Below are 16235 nucleotides of genomic sequence, written 5' to 3' on the forward strand. Positions count from 1 at the left end.
ATTTTTTGTTCTCCAGGGTTGCTTTCCGGGATTCTTTCAGCGCCTTCCGGGGTCTACCGCCCGATGAGGCGGCGCAGCCGTGACGCAGGCGCCGGCGCCGCCGCGGGCTCAGGCTCCGGCTCGCGTTCGGGGACGGGCTCAGGCTCCGGCAGCAGGTCCAGCACCTCCAGCCTGCGCTTCTTGAAGTACCGCGCATGCCCGTTCGCCTCGACGTACGCCCGCGCGGTCTCGCGCAGCTCCGGGTGACGGTCACTCTGCATGCAGTACGCGACCGCGCCGACCAGTCCGCCGAGGTCGACGGGCGGAGGCTCGGACAGGGACCCGTCCGCCGCCAGCCTGGGAACACTCGCGTCGACGATGGTGACCGGGATCCTGTTGCTGTTCTCGAACGGCTTGAGCCGCTCCAGCAGCAGATCGGTGCCCGTCGACGCCACGGGCAGGCCGAAGAACTTCCGCGCCGTCATCAGCGCCGTGGAGAAGCAGCTGACGACGAGCGCCGGGCGAACCCTGGCGAACAGGACCTCGGCGGGGGTGTGCTCACCCGCGAGGACCAGGTGCGCGCCGACGTCCGCCGCGATCCGCTTGAGCTGCATGCTCTGCCGCCGCCCCGCGGCCGGGTGCGGTTTGAACACGATCCGCTCGTGTCCCCTGGCGACCAGTGCCCGCAACATGGAGGCGTGCAGTTCGGCCTCCTCCTGCGGGGTGACGATGCCGAGGGCCGCCAGATACTGCCCGAGCACGACCGCGTCGCCCTGGAGTTCGTCGGGCTCCGCCGCCGCGACCTGGGCGACGACCTGCCGGAAGGCCTCGACCGGCAGCGCCTGGGACGGCACGCCGTGCTCGGTGAGCAGCAGCGGAGTCAGCCCGGGAACCAGGTCGAGGTGGACGAGCCTGGCGATCCTCGCGGAGATCTCCGCAGGAAGCGGGTCCCTGGTCGGGCTGTGGGCCATCAGGCCGTCGGAGTAGACCGTCAGCCGGCAGTCCTTGAACAACCCGGGCAGCGTGCGGGCCGGCGAGACGATGACCGACTCCAGGACCAGCTCGTCCACGCTGTCGACGCCCAGGTGGGATTCCAGCAGCCGCGCGAACAGAGGAGCCTCGACCGCGCGGGCCTTCCACTCGGACGGGTGCAGCGGCGCGATGATCTCGTTCCACGAACGTATCTCGTCGAACCTGTCCCGCAGCGCGGCGAAACCAGGCGTCTCGTCCAGAGACTGGGCGACCTCGGGGATGTCCGCGTTGTTGGTGACGAGCAGCACCCGCCGGTCCGCGGTGCCGAACGCGCCCGCGTCGATCGCGGCCGCGATGGTCATCGCCCCGAAGAACCGCGAGGCGTGGAACACCTGGTTCATGAGCCCTCCTTCAGGCGCAGCAGCGTAGCCTGCCGCTCGGGCTCGTTTGTCGCGATGGCCTCGGCGAGGAGGTTCTCCGGGAGGGTGGCGAGCACCTCCGTGGCCCGGGCCGAGAAGCGGGCCGCCGTCTCCGGGGTGAACCGTTGCCCCGCCTCGAGATGGTTGACGAGCAACGCGCAGAACGTCCGGATCGCCTTCGGCCGGAACCTGTCCTCGACCTCAGCGAAGACCTGCTCGAAAGCATCGAAGAAGTGCAGTTGCCGGTCGTCGCCCACCTGGGTGAGGGAGCCGGGCAACCCCCGGCGGTAGAACACCCCCGCGAGCGACACCATCGCGAACGACCGCGTCCGCTGGTGCAGCCGCCAGATCCACGGACGGTCCTCGGCCGTGTGCAGGCCGCTCGGGAAGGTGAGCAGCTCGCCCAACTCGCGGCGGTAGATGCCGGCCCACGCGAAGGGATAGTCGACCAGCGTCTTGGCGCCCGCGGGCAGGATGGACTCCCGCGGGTCGAGGACGACGTTCCTGCGGGCCTCCGGCGCGCGGAAGATCTCCCGCTTGCGGCCCTCCGCCCGGATGTGGTCCACCCGGACGAAGTCGCAGCCGAATCCCTCGATGGCCGACACCAGCTGGGCCAGGTAGCCCGGCGCGAGCCAGTCGTCGCCGTCAAGGAACGTCACATACCTGCCGGTGGCGAGCTGCAGCCCCCGGTTCCTGGCGTCGGCGAGGCCGACAGGAGCCGGGTTCCTGATGACCGCCAGCCCCGGCAGGTCGCCCCGGAAGTCCTCGATGACCTCCGGGGTGGCGTCGGCCGACCCGTCGTCGACGACGATGACCTCGGTCCTGAACGTGCTCGACACGTTGCGGACCAGGGAGGTCAGTGCGTCGGCGAGGTAAGGTTCCCCGTCACGGACCGGCACGACGACCGAAAGTGTGATCACCAGCCCTCCGTGATCACGCGGTGGTGCGGCGCAGGCGGGCGCGAGGGGCCTCCTCGCCCGGGAAGACGCGCTTGACGCCGTCGCCGAGCGCGCTCTCGATGATGCGGATGTCCCGGACCAGGTGCTCCAGGCCGCTCGGCTCGAGGGAGGCGGCGTGGTCCGAACCCCACATGGTCCGGTCGAGCGTGATGTGCCGCTCGACGGTGACCGCGCCGAGCGTGACCGCCGCGAGCGAGATCTGCAGGCCGCGCTCGTGACCCGAGTAACCGACCGGCACGCCGTACCTCTCCTGGAGGGTGACGATCGTGCGGAGGTTGGCCTCCTCAGGAGGCAGCGGGTAGGTCGAGGTGGCGTGCATCATCACGAGCTTGGAGGTCCCGAGGATCTCCACCGCCTTGTCGATCTCCTCGAGCGTCGACATGCCGGTCGACAGGATGATCGGCTTGCCGGTGCTCGCGAGCGCCCGGAGCAGCTCGTGGTCGGTGATCGACGCGGACGCGACCTTGTGCGTGGGAACGTCCATCGCCTCGAGGAACTCGACCGAGGGCACGTCCCAGGGGGAGGCGAACCAGGCGAGCCCGCGCTCCTCGGAGTGCTTGGCGATCTGCGAGTACTCGTCGTAGCCGAACTCGGTCCGGATCTTGTACTCCATGTAGGTCATCTCGCCCCACGGAGTCTGCCGGATCTGGCTGCGCTGCTCCATCGGCACGCAGATCTCGGGAGTCCGCTTCTGGAACTTGACGGCCTGGCAGCCGGCGTCGGCCGCGACGTCGATCAGCCTGCGGGCGATGTCGACGTCGCCGTTGTGGTTGATTCCGATCTCGGCGATCATGTAGACCGGCTGGCCGGCGCCGACCAGCGCGTCGCCGATCTGGACCGGCGCGGGCTGGGGCCGCGACGCGACCGAGGAGACGGTGACGGTCGGCCTGGCGGCAGGGGCGGCGGCGTCGCCCTCGGGCCGGGCGGCGAGCACGCGGTCCGACAGCTCGCGGACGGCTCCGGCCCCACCGGGGGTCGACAACACGACGCGCGCGGCGGCACGGGCGCGGGGGTGGGCGTCGGGAACCGTGACCGGCCAGCCGACGAGGGACATCGCGGCGAGGTCGTTGACGTCGTTGCCGATGTAGGCGACCCGCTCGGGGTCGATGCCCTCGGCCGCGATCCACTCGCTGAGCGCCTCGTGCTTGGTGGTCAGGCCCTGGACGACCGGTACGCCGAGCTTGGCGGCGCGGGCGGCGACCACGGGGTTCTGCTCGGACGAAAGCACCAGCACCTTGACGCCGGCCCGCTTGAGGAGCGAGACGCCCATGCCGTCGGCGCGGCTGACGGCGACGAGCTCGCGGCCCTCGGAGTCGACGAACGCGCGGTCGTCGGTGTGCACGCCGTCGAAGTCGGTCACCACGGCGTCGACGTCGATCGGCAGCGGCCTGTCCACGACGGGGGCGAGGGCCCGGACGATCTTCAGGTCCTCGGGGGTGTCCACCTCGACCGCGTGCTCCGCGGGGACCTGCTGCACGGCGATCCGGCCGAAGAAGCGGTGGCCGTGCTCACGCAGGCCCGCGGTGCGCATGACGTAGAACGCGCCGGTCTCGCGGAACTGGGCCTCGCGGTCCTGGCGGCGGGGACGGATCGCGGGGTCGTGGTTGACGCCGTGGCCGTCGCCGGTCCAGACGAACTCGTAGGTCTCGGTGCCGGAGAACACCGAGTCCGCCTCGCCCGCGACGACCTTCGCGATGGCCGCGTCGAGGTCCGCCGGGTCGATGAAGGCGCTGGTGCACTGCACCAGGAGCACGATCTCCGGGTCCTCGTCGACGCCCTCCGACAGGGCGTGCAGTACGGCCGACTCGCTGGAGGCGGTCGACCCGCTGATCTCGGCCGGGCGGCGGACCACGCGCGCCCCGGCGTTCTCGGCCACTTCGGCGATGCGGTCGTGGTCGGTGCTGACGACGACCTCGTCGATGAGCTCGGCCTGCACACACGCGGCGACCGCTCGCGCGACCAGTGGTGTGCCTCCCACCTTCTCCAGGTTCTTCAGCGGGACGCCCACCGAACCACCACGGGCGGGGACAACAGCCAGCACTCGCACGAGTGACTCCTTCTGCATGCGACGACAGTTCCCCCAGATTGGGGGTGCCCCGAAACCTAGCCAGTGGGAGGGCTGGTTGGGCGTGAGTCAGCTGAACAGGTATAGGCCGCATGTTTAACTTTGGATGACGTCCGAGCGGGCGATCACGGCGAGGGGAGGTGCGGGAATGCGCCGGATCTTCGCTGGTCTGGTCGTGTTGGCCGCCCTGGCGGGGTGCTCGGTTGCGCCGGGCACGACGCCGGAGGGCGGGGGCGCGACCGGGACGCGGGGAGCGCGGGTCACCGCCGTCGAGGTGCTGAGCAGCAGGATCGACCGCCTGTCGATCCGGTCGCCCGCGCTCGGCCGGGAGGGCTCGGTGTGGGTGCTCAAGCCCGAGGGCTGGACTCAGGGGTCCACCGGATGGCCGGTTCTGTACCTGCTGCACGGCTGCTGCGTCAGCAGAGGAGACGCCTGGCTGGCGTACGGCGACGCCGAGCGGGTTACGGCCGGCCTGAAAGCCGTCGTGGTGGTCCCCGAGGGCGGCGCGATGAGCTGGTACTCGGACTGGCTCGACGGACCGGCCTGGGAGACGTTCCACATGAAAGAGGTGGTGCCGCTCGTGGAGGCGCGGTACCGCACGGGTGACCGCCGTGCGATCGCGGGCGCATCCATGGGCGGGTTCGGCGCGCTCGCGTACGCGGCCAGGCATCCGGGCGTGTTCGAGGCGGCGGCGTCCTTCTCCGGGGTGATCGACACCCGATACGACCCCGGAGGGCTCGAGGGGCTCATGCGCGAATACGGCGTGGACCCGCGGGATCTGTGGGGGGACGCCCGCGAGCGGCCGGAGGTCTGGAAGGCGCACAACCCGGCGGATCTGGCCGGGCGCCTCGGGAAGGTGCGCGTCTACCTCGCGTGCGGTGACGGCGGGCCCGGCCCGTTCGACAGTCCGGGTCAGTCCGTGGACGAGGGGGAGCGGTCCATCCTCGAGCGGAACCGGCGTTTCGTCACCGCGGCGAAGGCCGCCGGCGTGGCCGTCACCACGGACTTCTACGGCGCCGGCACTCACGACTGGCGGTACTGGACCCGTGAGCTCGAAGACGTGTTGCCCGCGCTGCTTCCCGCCTGAGGGGTTCCGGGGTGCCGCCGGACGATCTCAGCGGGCCGGAGGAGGCGCGTCGTCGGCGGGCGGTTCCTGCGGAGCCCGCGGGAGGCGGACGACGAACCTGACTCCCTGGGCGACGTCCTCGACGGTGATGGTGCCGTGGTGGGCCTCGGCGATCTCGCGCGCGATGGCCAGGCCGAGCCCCGTCCCGCCGTCCCGCCTGCTCCGCGCGGTGTCCCTGCGGTAGAAACGTTCGAAGATCCGTTCCCGGTCCTCCTCGGGGATGGGATCGCCGTCGTTGACCACCGACAACATCACGCGTTCGTCGTCGGCGCGCACGTCCACGCTGATGCCGGTGGCCGCATGCCGTTCGGCGTTGTCGAGCAGGTTCGTCACGACGCGGGCGATCTGGGCGGGCAGCGCGCTCACGATCACGTCCGGCTCGAGCTGTAGCCGGATGGGCAGGCGCCCCGACCTGCGCTTCACCTCGCCGGAGACCAGCCGTCCGAGATCCACACGCTCGCGTGCGGTGTGCGGGGCGGTCCCGATGCTGGTGAGCAGGAGCAGGTCGGAGACGATCGCCTCCAGCCTGCCCGTGTCGCGAAGCGCCGCGTCGATGGCCACGGCGGTGTCCTGCGGGTGCAACCGCGCGTCCTCCAGCTGGGCCCGGATCCCGGCGATGGGCGTGCGCAGTTCGTGAGAGGCGTCGGCGGCGAGTTGCCGCTGTTGCCGGATCGACTTGTCGAGCCGGGCGAGCGCGTCGTTCGCCGTGCGGGCGAGGCGCGCGATCTCGTCGTCGCCCGGCGGCTCGGGCACGCGGGATCCCGGGTTGTCGGCCGAGACCTCCTCGAACTCCGAGCTGATGGCCTCGACCGGGCGTAACGCGCGGCCGGAGACGCACCACGCCATCAGCCCCGCGCCGCCGCCGAGGACGACGACCAGCAGGAGCAGCTCCAGTTCCGGGAATCGGCTGTCCAAGATCGCGGGCGCCGAGCGCCCCGCGTAGACGATCAGGGAGTCGTCGGTGTCCGAGACCCGTACGGCGGTCAGGTAAACGCAGTCGCGGTTGGGGAGCTCGCACGTGGTGGTCTGGGCGACCCGGGTGTCGACGGACGGCCGGATCGACGTGAAGGCCTGGAGCCCCTTGGCCGCGGCGCTGGTGGTGATCACGGCCCCGTTCGCGCCGGTCACCGCGATCAGGTCGATGCCGCCCTCCGCCGTGGTGATGTCCGCGGGCGTCCGCCCGTCGCGGATCTCGGCGGCGATCCTGCTCGCCGCGTCGAGGCTGTCGTTCCAGATGTGCGCGGCGACGGCATGCCGGACGCCCACGTCCGCCGCGATGGAGACGGGGATGAGGACTAGGGCGGCGGCAGCGGTGGCGATGAAGGTCAGCCGTGCGCGCAGAGATCGCGAACGCGGCCAGGGGAGGGGCATCCCCCGAGGTTACTCATGGTCATCGCGCGGTATTTCGCGACATCCTCAAGCCATTGCCAAAGTTGGTCAAAGTTCTCAATGGTCCCGCCTGAGGTGGGGAGGTCTTCCACCCCGTGGCCTACGGCGGTACGGGTGGCGGCGGGAATCGGGAGGCAATGGCATGACCCATTGCCGTAATGCACCTGAAACCTGGGTCGGACACTGTTGTTGTCGCACAAGGAGGTGACGCGGATGTTGCTGCGGCTACGGGTCTCGCTCCCCGACCGGCCGGGGGTCCTCGGTCAGGTGGCCCGGGCGTTCGGCGTGATGGGGGCCGACATCCTGCAGGTGACCGTCCTCGAACGGCAGGCCGGCAGGGCCGTCGACGACTTCACCGTTTCCTGGTCGGGGGTGTTCGAGCCCGGCGAACTGCGCGAGCGGATCGGCGTGGTGCCGGGCACCCGGGTGGAGGCGGTCTGGCCGACCCGGGAGGCGCCGGGTACGAGCCCGGACTACGACCTGCTCGGCCATGTCGCCGGCGAGCCCGACCGGGCCGTCGTCACGCTGGTCGACGCGGTTCCCGACGTCGTCAGCGCCGACTGGGCGGTGGCCGTCGACTCGGGGAACGGCAAGGTCGTGCACGGCAGCTGGCAGGCTCCGGAGGTGGTGCCGGTGTCCGAGCTGACGCCGCTTCGGCCGTCCGCCGTGAGTGAGGGGTCCCTGCACCTGGCGTGCGTGCCCATGGACGACGCCCATCTCGTGGTGGCCCGCTCGCAGGGGCCGGCCTTCCACCGGGCGGAGCTCGACAAGATCGCTCGTCTCGCCGGCATCGTCGCCGTGCTCGCCCGTTCGGGCGTCAGCCGTACGGTCTAGGACGGCAGTAGGACCGCAGTAGGACGACAGGGGCGGGCCGCGGGGTCAGCGGCGCGGGGGATCGATGCGGTCGCCGCCCTGGGTGAACAGCATGAGCCGGGAGACGTCGACGGCCACTCGCCCGAGTTCTCCGGCTCTCCACACGGGCCGGCTGCCGAGGCGGACGATCAGGTCGGCGCGGCGGTGGGTGCCGCTGCCGGTGCTCACGGGAGGCGCTTCCCGCTGGTCGTCCTGCGCGTCGTTGCCGAGGAGGCGGCGCATGACCGATCGTGATCTGGCGCCCTGCTGGCCGCCGCCGCTCGCGTGCCGCCTGTCGGGAGGCTCGGGCACGACGACCGAGGGGATGCCCGCCTCCAGGTAGGCCAGCCATTCGTGACCGTGGTACTCCAGGGTGCGGACTCGCCCGAAGAAGGTCGGGCCCTCGGTGTGCTCGGGCACGGCCACGAGCGCGTCCGGCCGGATGCCGACGATGATCTGCGTCCCCGCGTGCCTCGACACCGCGTACGCCCGTGGATCGGTCCACTGCATCGTGATCTGGTGCGGGCCGAAGTCGAGGAGGATGTACTGGTTCTGCGGCGTGCGCACGTTGGCGGCCAGCAGGTTGAGCTGCTGGGAGCTCAGGAACGCCGCGGTGAACGCCGTGGCGGGATCGTTGTACACCTGCCCGGGAGTGCCGATGTCCTGCAGCACGCCCCTGTTCATGATGGCGATGTGATCGGCCAGCGTCAGCGCCTCGACCTGGTCGTGTGTCACGTAGATCGTCGTCACGCCGAGCGAGCGGACCAGTGAGGAGATCTCCATCCGCAGTTCCGTCCGCATGCCCGCGTCCAGGTTCGACAGGGGCTCGTCCATGAGGAACAGGGACGGCCGGCGCACGATCGCCCGGCCCATCGCGACGCGCTGGCGCTGCCCGCCTGACAGGGTCGCCGGCCGCCGGTCCAGGGTCTCGTCGATGTGCAGGGCGCGGGACAACTCGACCACCCGCTCCTTCACCGTCGCCGGGTCCTCCTTGGCGATCTCGAGCGGGAACGCGATGTTGCCGCGCACGGTGCGGTGCGGGTAGAGGGCGCCGTTCTGGAAGACCATCGCCACGTCGCGGTCGCGTGGCGCGAGGTGGTTGGCGAGCTTGCCGCCCAGCCACAGGTCGCCCTTGGTGATCTCCTCGAGTCCCGCGATCATGCGCAGCAGCGTCGACTTCCCGCAGCCCGACGGCCCCAGCAGGACGAGCAGCTCACCTTCGGCGGCCCGGAGGTTCATGCGGTCGACCGCGAGATGCCCACCCGGGTAGACCTTGGTCACGTTGTCGAGGACGACGGTGCTCATGAAAGCTCGTTCCTCCCGGGCACACGAGCCCGGATCCCCAGCCATCAGTGTGATTGATGAGGTAGTACATCGCGTCTGACGTCTTGTGTCCATACATGTTGTGAGAAATCCAGCATCACTGTGAAACCTGGCGTTACTGATACGTTTCCCGTCGTTAAGGCCGTTTGTCAGGGCTTGTTAATGACCTGGGGCGACCGCCGGCCCGCGGCGAAATGTAACAACTTTGCTGAAAGTTTCAGCAAGGCCTTTCAGGGGTGTGCCGACCCTGTTACGTTCCGGGCAAATCCCCCTGAGCCCGAGGAGTACGACATCATGCGGCGAGTCATCTCCGCCGTGGCGGTAGTCGCGTCACTCGCCCTGGCGGCCTCCGCCTGCGGTGGCACCGGCACCGGCACCCCCCAGCAAAGCGTCGCCCCGGCCGACGTGTCCGGCGAGGTCACCTGGTGGGACACCTCCGACGCCACAACGGAGGCCCCCGCGTTCCAGGAGCTCATCAAGAACTTCGAGGCCAAGTACCCGAAGATCAAGGTCAACTACGTGAACGTGCCGTTCGCCGAGGCGCGGGACAAGTTCAAGACCGCCGCCCAGTCCGGTGCCGGCGCCCCCGACGTGCTCCGCACCGACGTCGGCTGGGTCGCCGAGTTCGCCTCCCTGGGCTACCTCGCGCCGCTCGACGGCACGCCCGCGCTGGTGAGTCCGGAGGAGTTCCTCCCGTCCCCGGCGGCCAGCGGCAAGTACGGCGGCAAGACGTACGGCGTCCCGCAGGTCACCGACACCCTCGGACTCCTCTACAACAAGGAGCTGCTGAAGAAGGCGGGCTACGACGCCCCTCCGGCGACGATGGCCGACCTGAAGAAGGTCGCGCTCGACGTCAAGTCCAAGGCCGGCGCCGACGGCCTCGCGCTGAACGTCGACGCGTACTTCCTGCTGCCGTTCATCTACGGCGAGGGCGGTGACTTCGTCGACGTGCCGAACAAGAAGATCACCATCTCCTCGCCGCAGACGACCGCGGGCGTGAAGATCGTCGAGGACCTGATCGCGTCCGGCGCGACCGCCAAGCCCGCTCTCCAGGACAGCTACACCAACGCCGAGACCGCCTTCAAGGAAGGCAAGGTCGCGATGATCTTCAACGGGCCGTGGTCGAACGCCGACAACCTCGGCGGCAAGGTCTTCAAGGACGACCCGGACAACTTCGGCGTCGCCCCCGTCCCGGCCGGAACGGTGAAGGCGGGTTCGCCCGTGGGCGGTCACGACTACACGGTCTACGCGGGATCCAAGAACCTGGCCGCGTCGTACCTGTTCATCCAATTCATGGCCGCCACCGAGAGCCAGGCCGCCATCGCGGGCAAGCTCGGGCTGCTGCCCACCCGCACCCCCGCGTACTCCGCGCCGGAGGCCACGGCCAACCCCAAGATCGCTCAGTGGCAGAAGCCGATGGAGTCCGCCGTCGAGCGTCCGTGGATCCCCGAGGCGGCCTCGCTGTTCCAGCCGCTCGTCGAGGGCTACCAGAAGCTGGCCGGCGGCCAGACCGCGACCGAGCCGATGCTGAAGGACGTCGCCACGGCCTACCAGGGCATCCTCAAGGGCTGGAGCCAGTGACACATGACGACTGACGTCGTCGGGCGGCGAAGGGCCGCGCCCCACTCAGGGGCGCGGCGCTTCCTGTCCCGTCATTGGTACGCGTGGGCGATGACCGCGCCGGTCGCCGTCGTGACGCTGGTGCTCGTCGGTTATCCGCTGGTCCGCGGCGTCTACCTCTCGCTCACGGACGCGACCGAGGCCAACATGGGCCGCACGATCGGGATGAACGTCATCCCGTCGACCTACGAGTTCGTCGGGCTGGCCAACTACGCGGACATCCTGACGTCCGGCACGTTCGTCTCCCGTCTGACCTGGACCGTCGTGTGGACGATCGTGTGCGTGGCGCTCCATGTGGGCATCGGCCTGGGCATGGCGATGTTGCTCAACCGGCCGATGCGGCTGCGGTCCCTGTACCGCGTGCTGCTCGTGCTGCCCTGGGCCGTCCCCGCCTTCGTGTCGGCGTTCATCTGGCGCTACCTGCTGAACGGCGAGTTCGGCGTGGTCAACGCCATGCTCAGGGCCGCCGGCCTCGGCGGGATCAGCTGGCTCGACGACCCGTTCTGGGCCAAGGTGTCGGTGATCGCCTGCAACGTGTGGCTCGGCGTGCCGTTCATGATGCTCGCGCTGCTGGGCGGCCTGCAGGCCATCCCGCGCGAGCTCCACGAGGCCGCCGAGGTCGACGGCGCGACGCCGTGGCAGCGGTTCCGGCACATCACCCTGCCCGGGCTGCGCCCCGTGTCGAGCACCGTCGTGCTGCTGGGCACGATCTGGACGTTCAATCAGTTCCCGGTCATCTTCCTGCTGACCAAGGGAGGGCCGGGCGGCGCCACGGAGATCCTCGTGACGTACGCCTACCGCCAGGCGTTCGAGGGCATCCGCGACTACTCCGGCTCGGCGGCGTGGGGCATGGTGATCCTCGCCCTGCTCGTCGTGCTGGCCGCCGTGTACCGGCGCGCCCTCAAACGACAAGGAGAAGCCTGGTGAGTCGCGTCGCCGTCAAGACCAGGGACTCGCGCTCACCGGCGAAGTCCGTGGCGTTGCACCTCACTCTCATCGCGGCGAGCGTCGTCTCCGTCTTCCCCGTCGCCTGGCTGGTCCTGACGTCGCTCAAGCCGCGGCAGGTCATCGAGACGGCGTCGGTCGGCATCTTCGAGCAGCCGACGCTCGCCAACTACACCCAGGTCCTCGGCCAGACGAAGTTCCTCACCTGGGCGGCCAACTCGGTCATCGTGTCGCTCGCGACGGCCGTGCTCGGCGTCCTGCTGTCCGCCACCACGGGATACGCCGTCAGCCGGTTCCGCTTTCCCGGGTTCCGCTCCGTGATGTGGATGCTGCTGATCACGCAGATGTTCCCCGTGGCCATCCTCATCGTGCCGATCTACAACCTGATGGCCGGCCTCGGCCTCATCAACCAGTTCCCCGGGCTGGTCGTCGCGTACCTGACGTCCACCGTGCCGTTCTGCGCCTGGATGATGAAGGGCTACTTCGACACCGTTCCCGTGACGATCGACGAGGCGGGACGGGTCGACGGGCTCACGCCGTTCGGCACCTTCTGGCGCCTGATCGTGCCGCTGGCCAAGCCGGGGCTCGCGGTCGCCGCCTTCTACTCCTTCCTCACCGCATGGGCGGAGGTCGCCTACGCGACCGCGTTCATGACCGGCGACGAGAGATACACCCTCGCCGTCGGGCTCAGCCAGTTCGTCGGGCAGCACAAGGCGGAGTGGGGCCTGCTCACCGCCGCCTCCGTGCTGATCGCCATCCCGGCGGCGGCCGTTTTCCTTCTTGTCCAGCGCCATCTCGTCACCGGCCTGACCGCCGGCGCGACGAAGGCATGACCATATTGAGAACCGGGGGATCCCAATGACCGAGCTCGCCGTCCCGCCGTCCGCGGTGGCCACCCGCTGGTGGCGCGACGCGGTGATCTACCAGGTGTACGTCCGCAGTTTCGCGGACGGCAACGGCGACGGCGTCGGCGACCTGCCGGGAGTGCGCAGCAGGTTGCCGTACCTCGCCGGGCTGGGCGTCGACGCCGTCTGGCTGACGCCGTTCTACACCTCGCCCATGGCCGACTTCGGCTACGACGTCGCCGACTACCGGGACGTCGACCCCATCTTCGGGTCGCTGGCCGACGCGCGCGCCCTGATCGAGGACGCCCACGACCTGGGGCTGCGGATCATCGTGGACGTCGTCCCCAACCACACCTCCGACCGGCACGCGTGGTTCGCCGCCGCCCTCGCGGGCGCCCGCGGCGGCCCCGAGCGCGACCGGTACGTCTTCAGGGACGGCAGGGGTGAGGCCGGGGAGCTGCCGCCCAACGACTGGGAGTCCGTCTTCGGCGGCCCCGCGTGGACGCGGATCGAGGACGGGCAGTGGTACCTCCACCTGTTCGCCCCCGAGCAGCCCGACCTCAACTGGGACGACCCGGAGGTGCACGCCGAGTTCGCCGACGTGCTCCGCTTCTGGCTCGACCTCGGCGTGGACGGCTTCCGGATCGACGTGGCGCACGGCATGGTGAAGGCGCCGGGTCTGCCCGACGTGGGACGCCCGGGACACGTGGAGATGATCGGCGTCGCGGAGGTGCCGTTCTTCGACCAGGAGGGCGTGCACGAGATTCACCGCGCCTGGCGGCGGATCCTCGACTCCTACGAAGGCGAGCGCATCGGCGTGGCCGAGGCGTGGGCGCCCTCGCCCGAGAGGCTGGCCCGATACGTCCGGCCCGACGAACTGCACCAGGCCTTCAACTTCCACTTCCTGAAGACGCCGTGGAACGCCGCCGCCTTCCGCGCGGTCATCGAGGAGTCGCTCCTGACCGCCGCCCTCGTCGGGGCGCCGTCCACCTGGGTGTTGTCCAACCACGACGTCAAGCGGCACGTCACCCGATACGGCGGGGGCGAGCGCGGACTGCGCAGGGCGCGGGCGGCGGCGCTGCTCATGCTCGCACTGCCCGGCTCGGCCTACATCTACCAGGGGGAGGAGCTCGGCCTGCCGGAGGTGCTCGACCTGCCCGAGCGTTATCTGCGTGATCCGCAGCGGCTGCGCGACCCCGACAGCGGGCGGGACGGCTGCCGCGTGCCGCTCCCGTGGACGGCCTCGGGGGAGCCGCAGCACGGGTTCGCCCCTCCCGGCGCGGTGGAGAGCTGGCTGCCGATGCCCGCCCACTGGCGGGACCTCAGCGTGGAGTCGCAGACGCGCGACGGCGCGTCCATGCTGAGCCTCTACCGCACCGCGCTCGCGATGAGGCGCGAGCACCCCTCGCTCGGAGACGGCGCGATGACCTGGCGGGACAGTCCGGCCGGCACGCTCGTGTTCTCCCGCGGCGAGGACTTCACCTGCGTCGCCAACCTGACCGGCGAGTGGGTGGAGCTGGCGGCGGGCCCGGGCGAGCTGCTCCTGGCGAGCTCGGCCCCGGCCGTCTCGGGCAACGTCGTCAGGCTGGCGCCGGACTCGGTCACCTGGTGGTCCGGCGATCTCGGGGACGCCGTCCGGCGCGCGGACGATGTCTAAAGTAATGCCCATGAGTACCACGCGGCTCGCCGACATCGCGGCTCAGGCAGGGGTCAGCGAAGCGACGGTGAGCCGCGTGCTCAACGGGAAGGCGGGGGTCTCCACCGCCACCCGCCAGGCCGTGCTCACCGCGCTCGACCTGATGGGGTACGAGCGCCCGCAACGGTTACGCGCGCGCAGCAACGGGCTCATCGGCCTGGTCATCCCGGAGCTCGGCAACCCGATCTTCCCGGCGTTCGCCCAGGCGGTGGAGAAGGCGCTGACCCAGCACGGGTACACGCCGATCCTGTGCACCCAGGAGCCCGGCGGCGCGACCGAGGACGAGTTCACCGACATGCTCCTCGACCGGGGCGTCTCCGGCATCGTGTTCGCGTCCGGTCTGCACGCCGACACGACGGCGCGGATGGACCGCTACACCCGGCTCACCGACCGCGGTCTGCCGATCGTGCTCGTCGACGGATACAACGAGGCCATCGCCGCGCCGTTCATCTCGCCTGACGACCGGCTGGCCGCACGCCTCGCCGTGCAACATCTGGTCGACCTCGGGCACGAGCGCATCGGCCTCGCCCTCGGCCAGGGGCGCTTCGTCCCGGTGATCCGCAAGATCGAGGGCTTCCGCCAGGCCATGGCGAACCTGCTCGGGGTGACGGAGGTCGGCGACCTGATCCAGCACTCGCTGTTCTCCGTGGAGGGAGGACAGGCCGCGGCCGCCGCCCTGATCGAACGCGGCTGCACCGGGATCTTCTGCGCCAGCGACCTCATGGCGCTCGGCGCGATCCGGGCCGCGAGGGAGCGGGGACTGTCGGTGCCGGGCGACGTGTCGATCGTCGGGTTCGACGACTCGCCGCTGATGGCCTTCACCGACCCGCCGCTCACCACCGTCCGCAAACCGATCGGCGCGATGGCGACGGCCGCGGTACAGACGTTGCTCGACGAGATCGGCGGCACGCCGGCCAAGCAGGTCGAGCTGGTGTATCAGCCCGAACTCGTGGTCCGCGGCTCCACCAGCTCCGGCCCCCTGGTCAACCGCGACCACTGGGGGTGATCATGCACAGGTTCGGCTGCGTGTCACCTGACCTCGCACAACTCACATCGTGATCATGCGCGGATTCGCCGGGAGGCCCGATGACCTCGAAGTACACCCGTGGTGATCATGCACTGGACGTGCTCGTCGTCGGCGGCACAGGGGTGGACACGACCGTCCGGGTCCCGGAACTGCCGTTGCCGTACGCCGACACCTACCCGGTCCCGCCCGTCGTCGACCGGATAGGCAACACCGGATCAGGCGTCGCACTGGGCTGCCACGCCCTGGGACTGCGCGTGGCACTCGTCGACCTCATCGGCGAGGACGCACAGGGCGCGCTGATCCGCCGTCATCTCGACGCGCGCGGCGTCGACTTCGCCTGGGCGCCCTCCGCGGCGGGTACGCGGCGCAGCATCGTGCTCGTCGACCCGGGCGGCCGCCGGCTGTCGCTGCACGACCCTCGTCCCGTCGACGGCCGGCGGCTGCCCCCGGACCTCTACCTTCCGGCGCTGCGCGCCGCGCGGCACGTGCACCTGTCGATCGTCGACTTCTCCCGGCACGTCTACGCCGACATCCCCGCCGGGACGACGACGTCGACCGACCTGCACGACTGGGACGGCGAGAACGACTACCACCGCGACTTCGCCTACTCCTCCGACCTCGTCTTCATGTCCGCGACGGCGCTCGGGGAACGCCGCGAGGCGGTCATGCGCGACATCGCCGCCCGCGGCCGTGCACGCGTGGTGGTCTGCACGGACGGCGCCGACGGCTGTCACGTCCTGTCGGACGGTGCGGGCGTCAGGCACTTCCCGGCGGAGCCGCCGCCGGGCCCGGTCGTGGACACCGTTGGCGCCGGAGACGCGTTCGTCTCCGGGTTTCTCCACGGGCGGCTGACCGGTCGCCCACTGGAGGAGTGCGTACGGCTGGGCGCGCTGGCCGGCGCCCGTGCGTGCACGGTCGCGGGCGTGGACGGCGAAGGCCCGTGACCACCGGTCGGAAGTCACGGGCCAGCACCATGGACGTGGTTCCGGGTCGCGGACACGAGCATGGCCGGTCAGCT

Annotated in this window: 13 protein-coding genes; 8 read left to right on the forward strand and 5 right to left on the reverse strand. The window is 70.4% G+C overall.

Going from position 1 to position 16235, the window contains the following annotated elements; all coding sequences use genetic code 11:
• Positions 1-53: 53 nt before the first annotated feature.
• From Pka01_RS31480 to Pka01_RS31490, 3 genes are read right to left on the reverse strand one after another with little or no spacing between them, the layout of a single operon-like run.
• On the reverse strand, positions 54-1352 hold the full coding sequence (locus Pka01_RS31480) for an alpha-2,8-polysialyltransferase family protein (RefSeq protein ID WP_203886580.1): 1299 nt from the start codon (positions 1350-1352) through the stop codon (positions 54-56).
• Positions 1349-2290 carry a glycosyltransferase family 2 protein gene (locus Pka01_RS31485; protein WP_203886581.1) on the reverse strand — a complete coding sequence of 314 codons (942 nt, stop codon included), beginning with the start codon at positions 2288-2290 and terminating at the stop codon, positions 1349-1351. Before Pka01_RS31485 ends, Pka01_RS31480 begins: the two co-directional genes overlap by 4 nt.
• A 13-nt stretch (positions 2291-2303) precedes the next feature.
• A complete protein-coding gene (locus Pka01_RS31490) occupies positions 2304-4376 on the reverse strand; it encodes an N-acetylneuraminate synthase family protein (protein ID WP_239115639.1) in 2073 nt (690 codons plus the stop codon).
• Between the two features lie 166 nt (positions 4377-4542).
• Between Pka01_RS31490 and Pka01_RS31495 the strand changes: the two genes are divergently transcribed.
• Positions 4543-5481 carry an alpha/beta hydrolase gene (locus tag Pka01_RS31495; RefSeq protein WP_203886583.1) on the forward strand — a complete coding sequence of 313 codons (939 nt, stop codon included), beginning with the start codon at positions 4543-4545 and terminating at the stop codon, positions 5479-5481.
• Between the two features lie 27 nt (positions 5482-5508).
• Here Pka01_RS31495 and Pka01_RS31500 read toward each other — a convergent pair whose 3' ends face one another.
• Positions 5509-6891 (reverse strand): sensor histidine kinase, encoded by a 1383-nt coding sequence (locus Pka01_RS31500; protein ID WP_203886584.1) that lies wholly within the window; start codon positions 6889-6891, stop codon positions 5509-5511.
• 231 nt (positions 6892-7122) lie between these two features.
• Between Pka01_RS31500 and Pka01_RS31505 the strand changes: the two genes are divergently transcribed.
• Entirely contained in the window at positions 7123-7743 is a 621-nt protein-coding gene (locus Pka01_RS31505) for an ACT domain-containing protein (RefSeq protein ID WP_203886585.1), read from the forward strand.
• A gap of 45 nt (positions 7744-7788) precedes the next feature.
• Here Pka01_RS31505 and Pka01_RS31510 read toward each other — a convergent pair whose 3' ends face one another.
• Positions 7789-9066: an ABC transporter ATP-binding protein gene (locus Pka01_RS31510; protein ID WP_203886586.1), complete on the reverse strand. Its 1278-nt coding sequence runs from the start codon at positions 9064-9066 to the stop codon at positions 7789-7791.
• A 312-nt stretch (positions 9067-9378) separates the two neighbouring features.
• On the opposite strand from Pka01_RS31510, the gene Pka01_RS31515 reads away from it, so the two are divergent.
• The 6 genes from Pka01_RS31515 (at position 9379) to Pka01_RS31540 (ending at position 16161) form a co-directional block, all read left to right on the forward strand.
• The gene (locus Pka01_RS31515; RefSeq protein ID WP_203886587.1) at positions 9379-10665 is read left to right on the forward strand and encodes an extracellular solute-binding protein; all 1287 of its coding nucleotides are present in this window, start codon (positions 9379-9381) and stop codon (positions 10663-10665) included.
• 3 nt (positions 10666-10668) lie between these two features.
• The gene (locus Pka01_RS31520; protein ID WP_203886588.1) at positions 10669-11631 is read left to right on the forward strand and encodes a carbohydrate ABC transporter permease; all 963 of its coding nucleotides are present in this window, start codon (positions 10669-10671) and stop codon (positions 11629-11631) included.
• Complete coding sequence (locus Pka01_RS31525) at positions 11628-12482, forward strand: sugar ABC transporter permease (protein WP_239115642.1); 855 nt, start codon at positions 11628-11630, stop codon at positions 12480-12482. Before Pka01_RS31520 ends, Pka01_RS31525 begins: the two co-directional genes overlap by 4 nt.
• 25 nt (positions 12483-12507) lie before the next feature.
• Positions 12508-14151, forward strand: a complete 1644-nt coding sequence (locus Pka01_RS31530) for a glycoside hydrolase family 13 protein (protein WP_203886589.1) — start codon at positions 12508-12510, stop codon at positions 14149-14151.
• A gap of 10 nt (positions 14152-14161) precedes the next feature.
• Positions 14162-15196 carry a LacI family DNA-binding transcriptional regulator gene (locus Pka01_RS31535; RefSeq protein ID WP_203886590.1) on the forward strand — a complete coding sequence of 345 codons (1035 nt, stop codon included), beginning with the start codon at positions 14162-14164 and terminating at the stop codon, positions 15194-15196.
• Positions 15197-15276: 80 nt separating this feature from the next.
• Complete coding sequence (locus Pka01_RS31540) at positions 15277-16161, forward strand: carbohydrate kinase family protein (RefSeq protein WP_203886591.1); 885 nt, start codon at positions 15277-15279, stop codon at positions 16159-16161.
• Positions 16162-16235 lie beyond the last annotated feature (74 nt).

This window comes from Planotetraspora kaengkrachanensis, from assembly GCF_016862895.1.
Classification (GTDB): domain Bacteria; phylum Actinomycetota; class Actinomycetes; order Streptosporangiales; family Streptosporangiaceae; genus Planotetraspora; species Planotetraspora kaengkrachanensis.

Excerpts from the sequence above, each read along its gene's own strand:
- Pka01_RS31480 (WP_203886580.1), bottom strand. The coding sequence starts at position 1,352 with ATGAACCAGGTGTTCCACGCCTCGCGGTTCTTCGGGGCGATGACCATC.
- Pka01_RS31495 (WP_203886583.1), top strand. The coding sequence starts at position 4,543 with ATGCGCCGGATCTTCGCTGGTCTGGTCGTGTTGGCCGCCCTGGCGGGG.
- Pka01_RS31500 (WP_203886584.1), bottom strand. The coding sequence starts at position 6,891 with ATGCCCCTCCCCTGGCCGCGTTCGCGATCTCTGCGCGCACGGCTGACC.
- Pka01_RS31505 (WP_203886585.1), top strand. The coding sequence starts at position 7,123 with ATGTTGCTGCGGCTACGGGTCTCGCTCCCCGACCGGCCGGGGGTCCTC.
- Pka01_RS31510 (WP_203886586.1), bottom strand. The coding sequence starts at position 9,066 with ATGAGCACCGTCGTCCTCGACAACGTGACCAAGGTCTACCCGGGTGGG.
- Pka01_RS31515 (WP_203886587.1), top strand. The coding sequence starts at position 9,379 with ATGCGGCGAGTCATCTCCGCCGTGGCGGTAGTCGCGTCACTCGCCCTG.
- Pka01_RS31520 (WP_203886588.1), top strand. The coding sequence starts at position 10,669 with ATGACGACTGACGTCGTCGGGCGGCGAAGGGCCGCGCCCCACTCAGGG.
- Pka01_RS31530 (WP_203886589.1), top strand. The coding sequence starts at position 12,508 with ATGACCGAGCTCGCCGTCCCGCCGTCCGCGGTGGCCACCCGCTGGTGG.
- Pka01_RS31535 (WP_203886590.1), top strand. The coding sequence starts at position 14,162 with ATGAGTACCACGCGGCTCGCCGACATCGCGGCTCAGGCAGGGGTCAGC.
- Pka01_RS31540 (WP_203886591.1), top strand. The coding sequence starts at position 15,277 with ATGACCTCGAAGTACACCCGTGGTGATCATGCACTGGACGTGCTCGTC.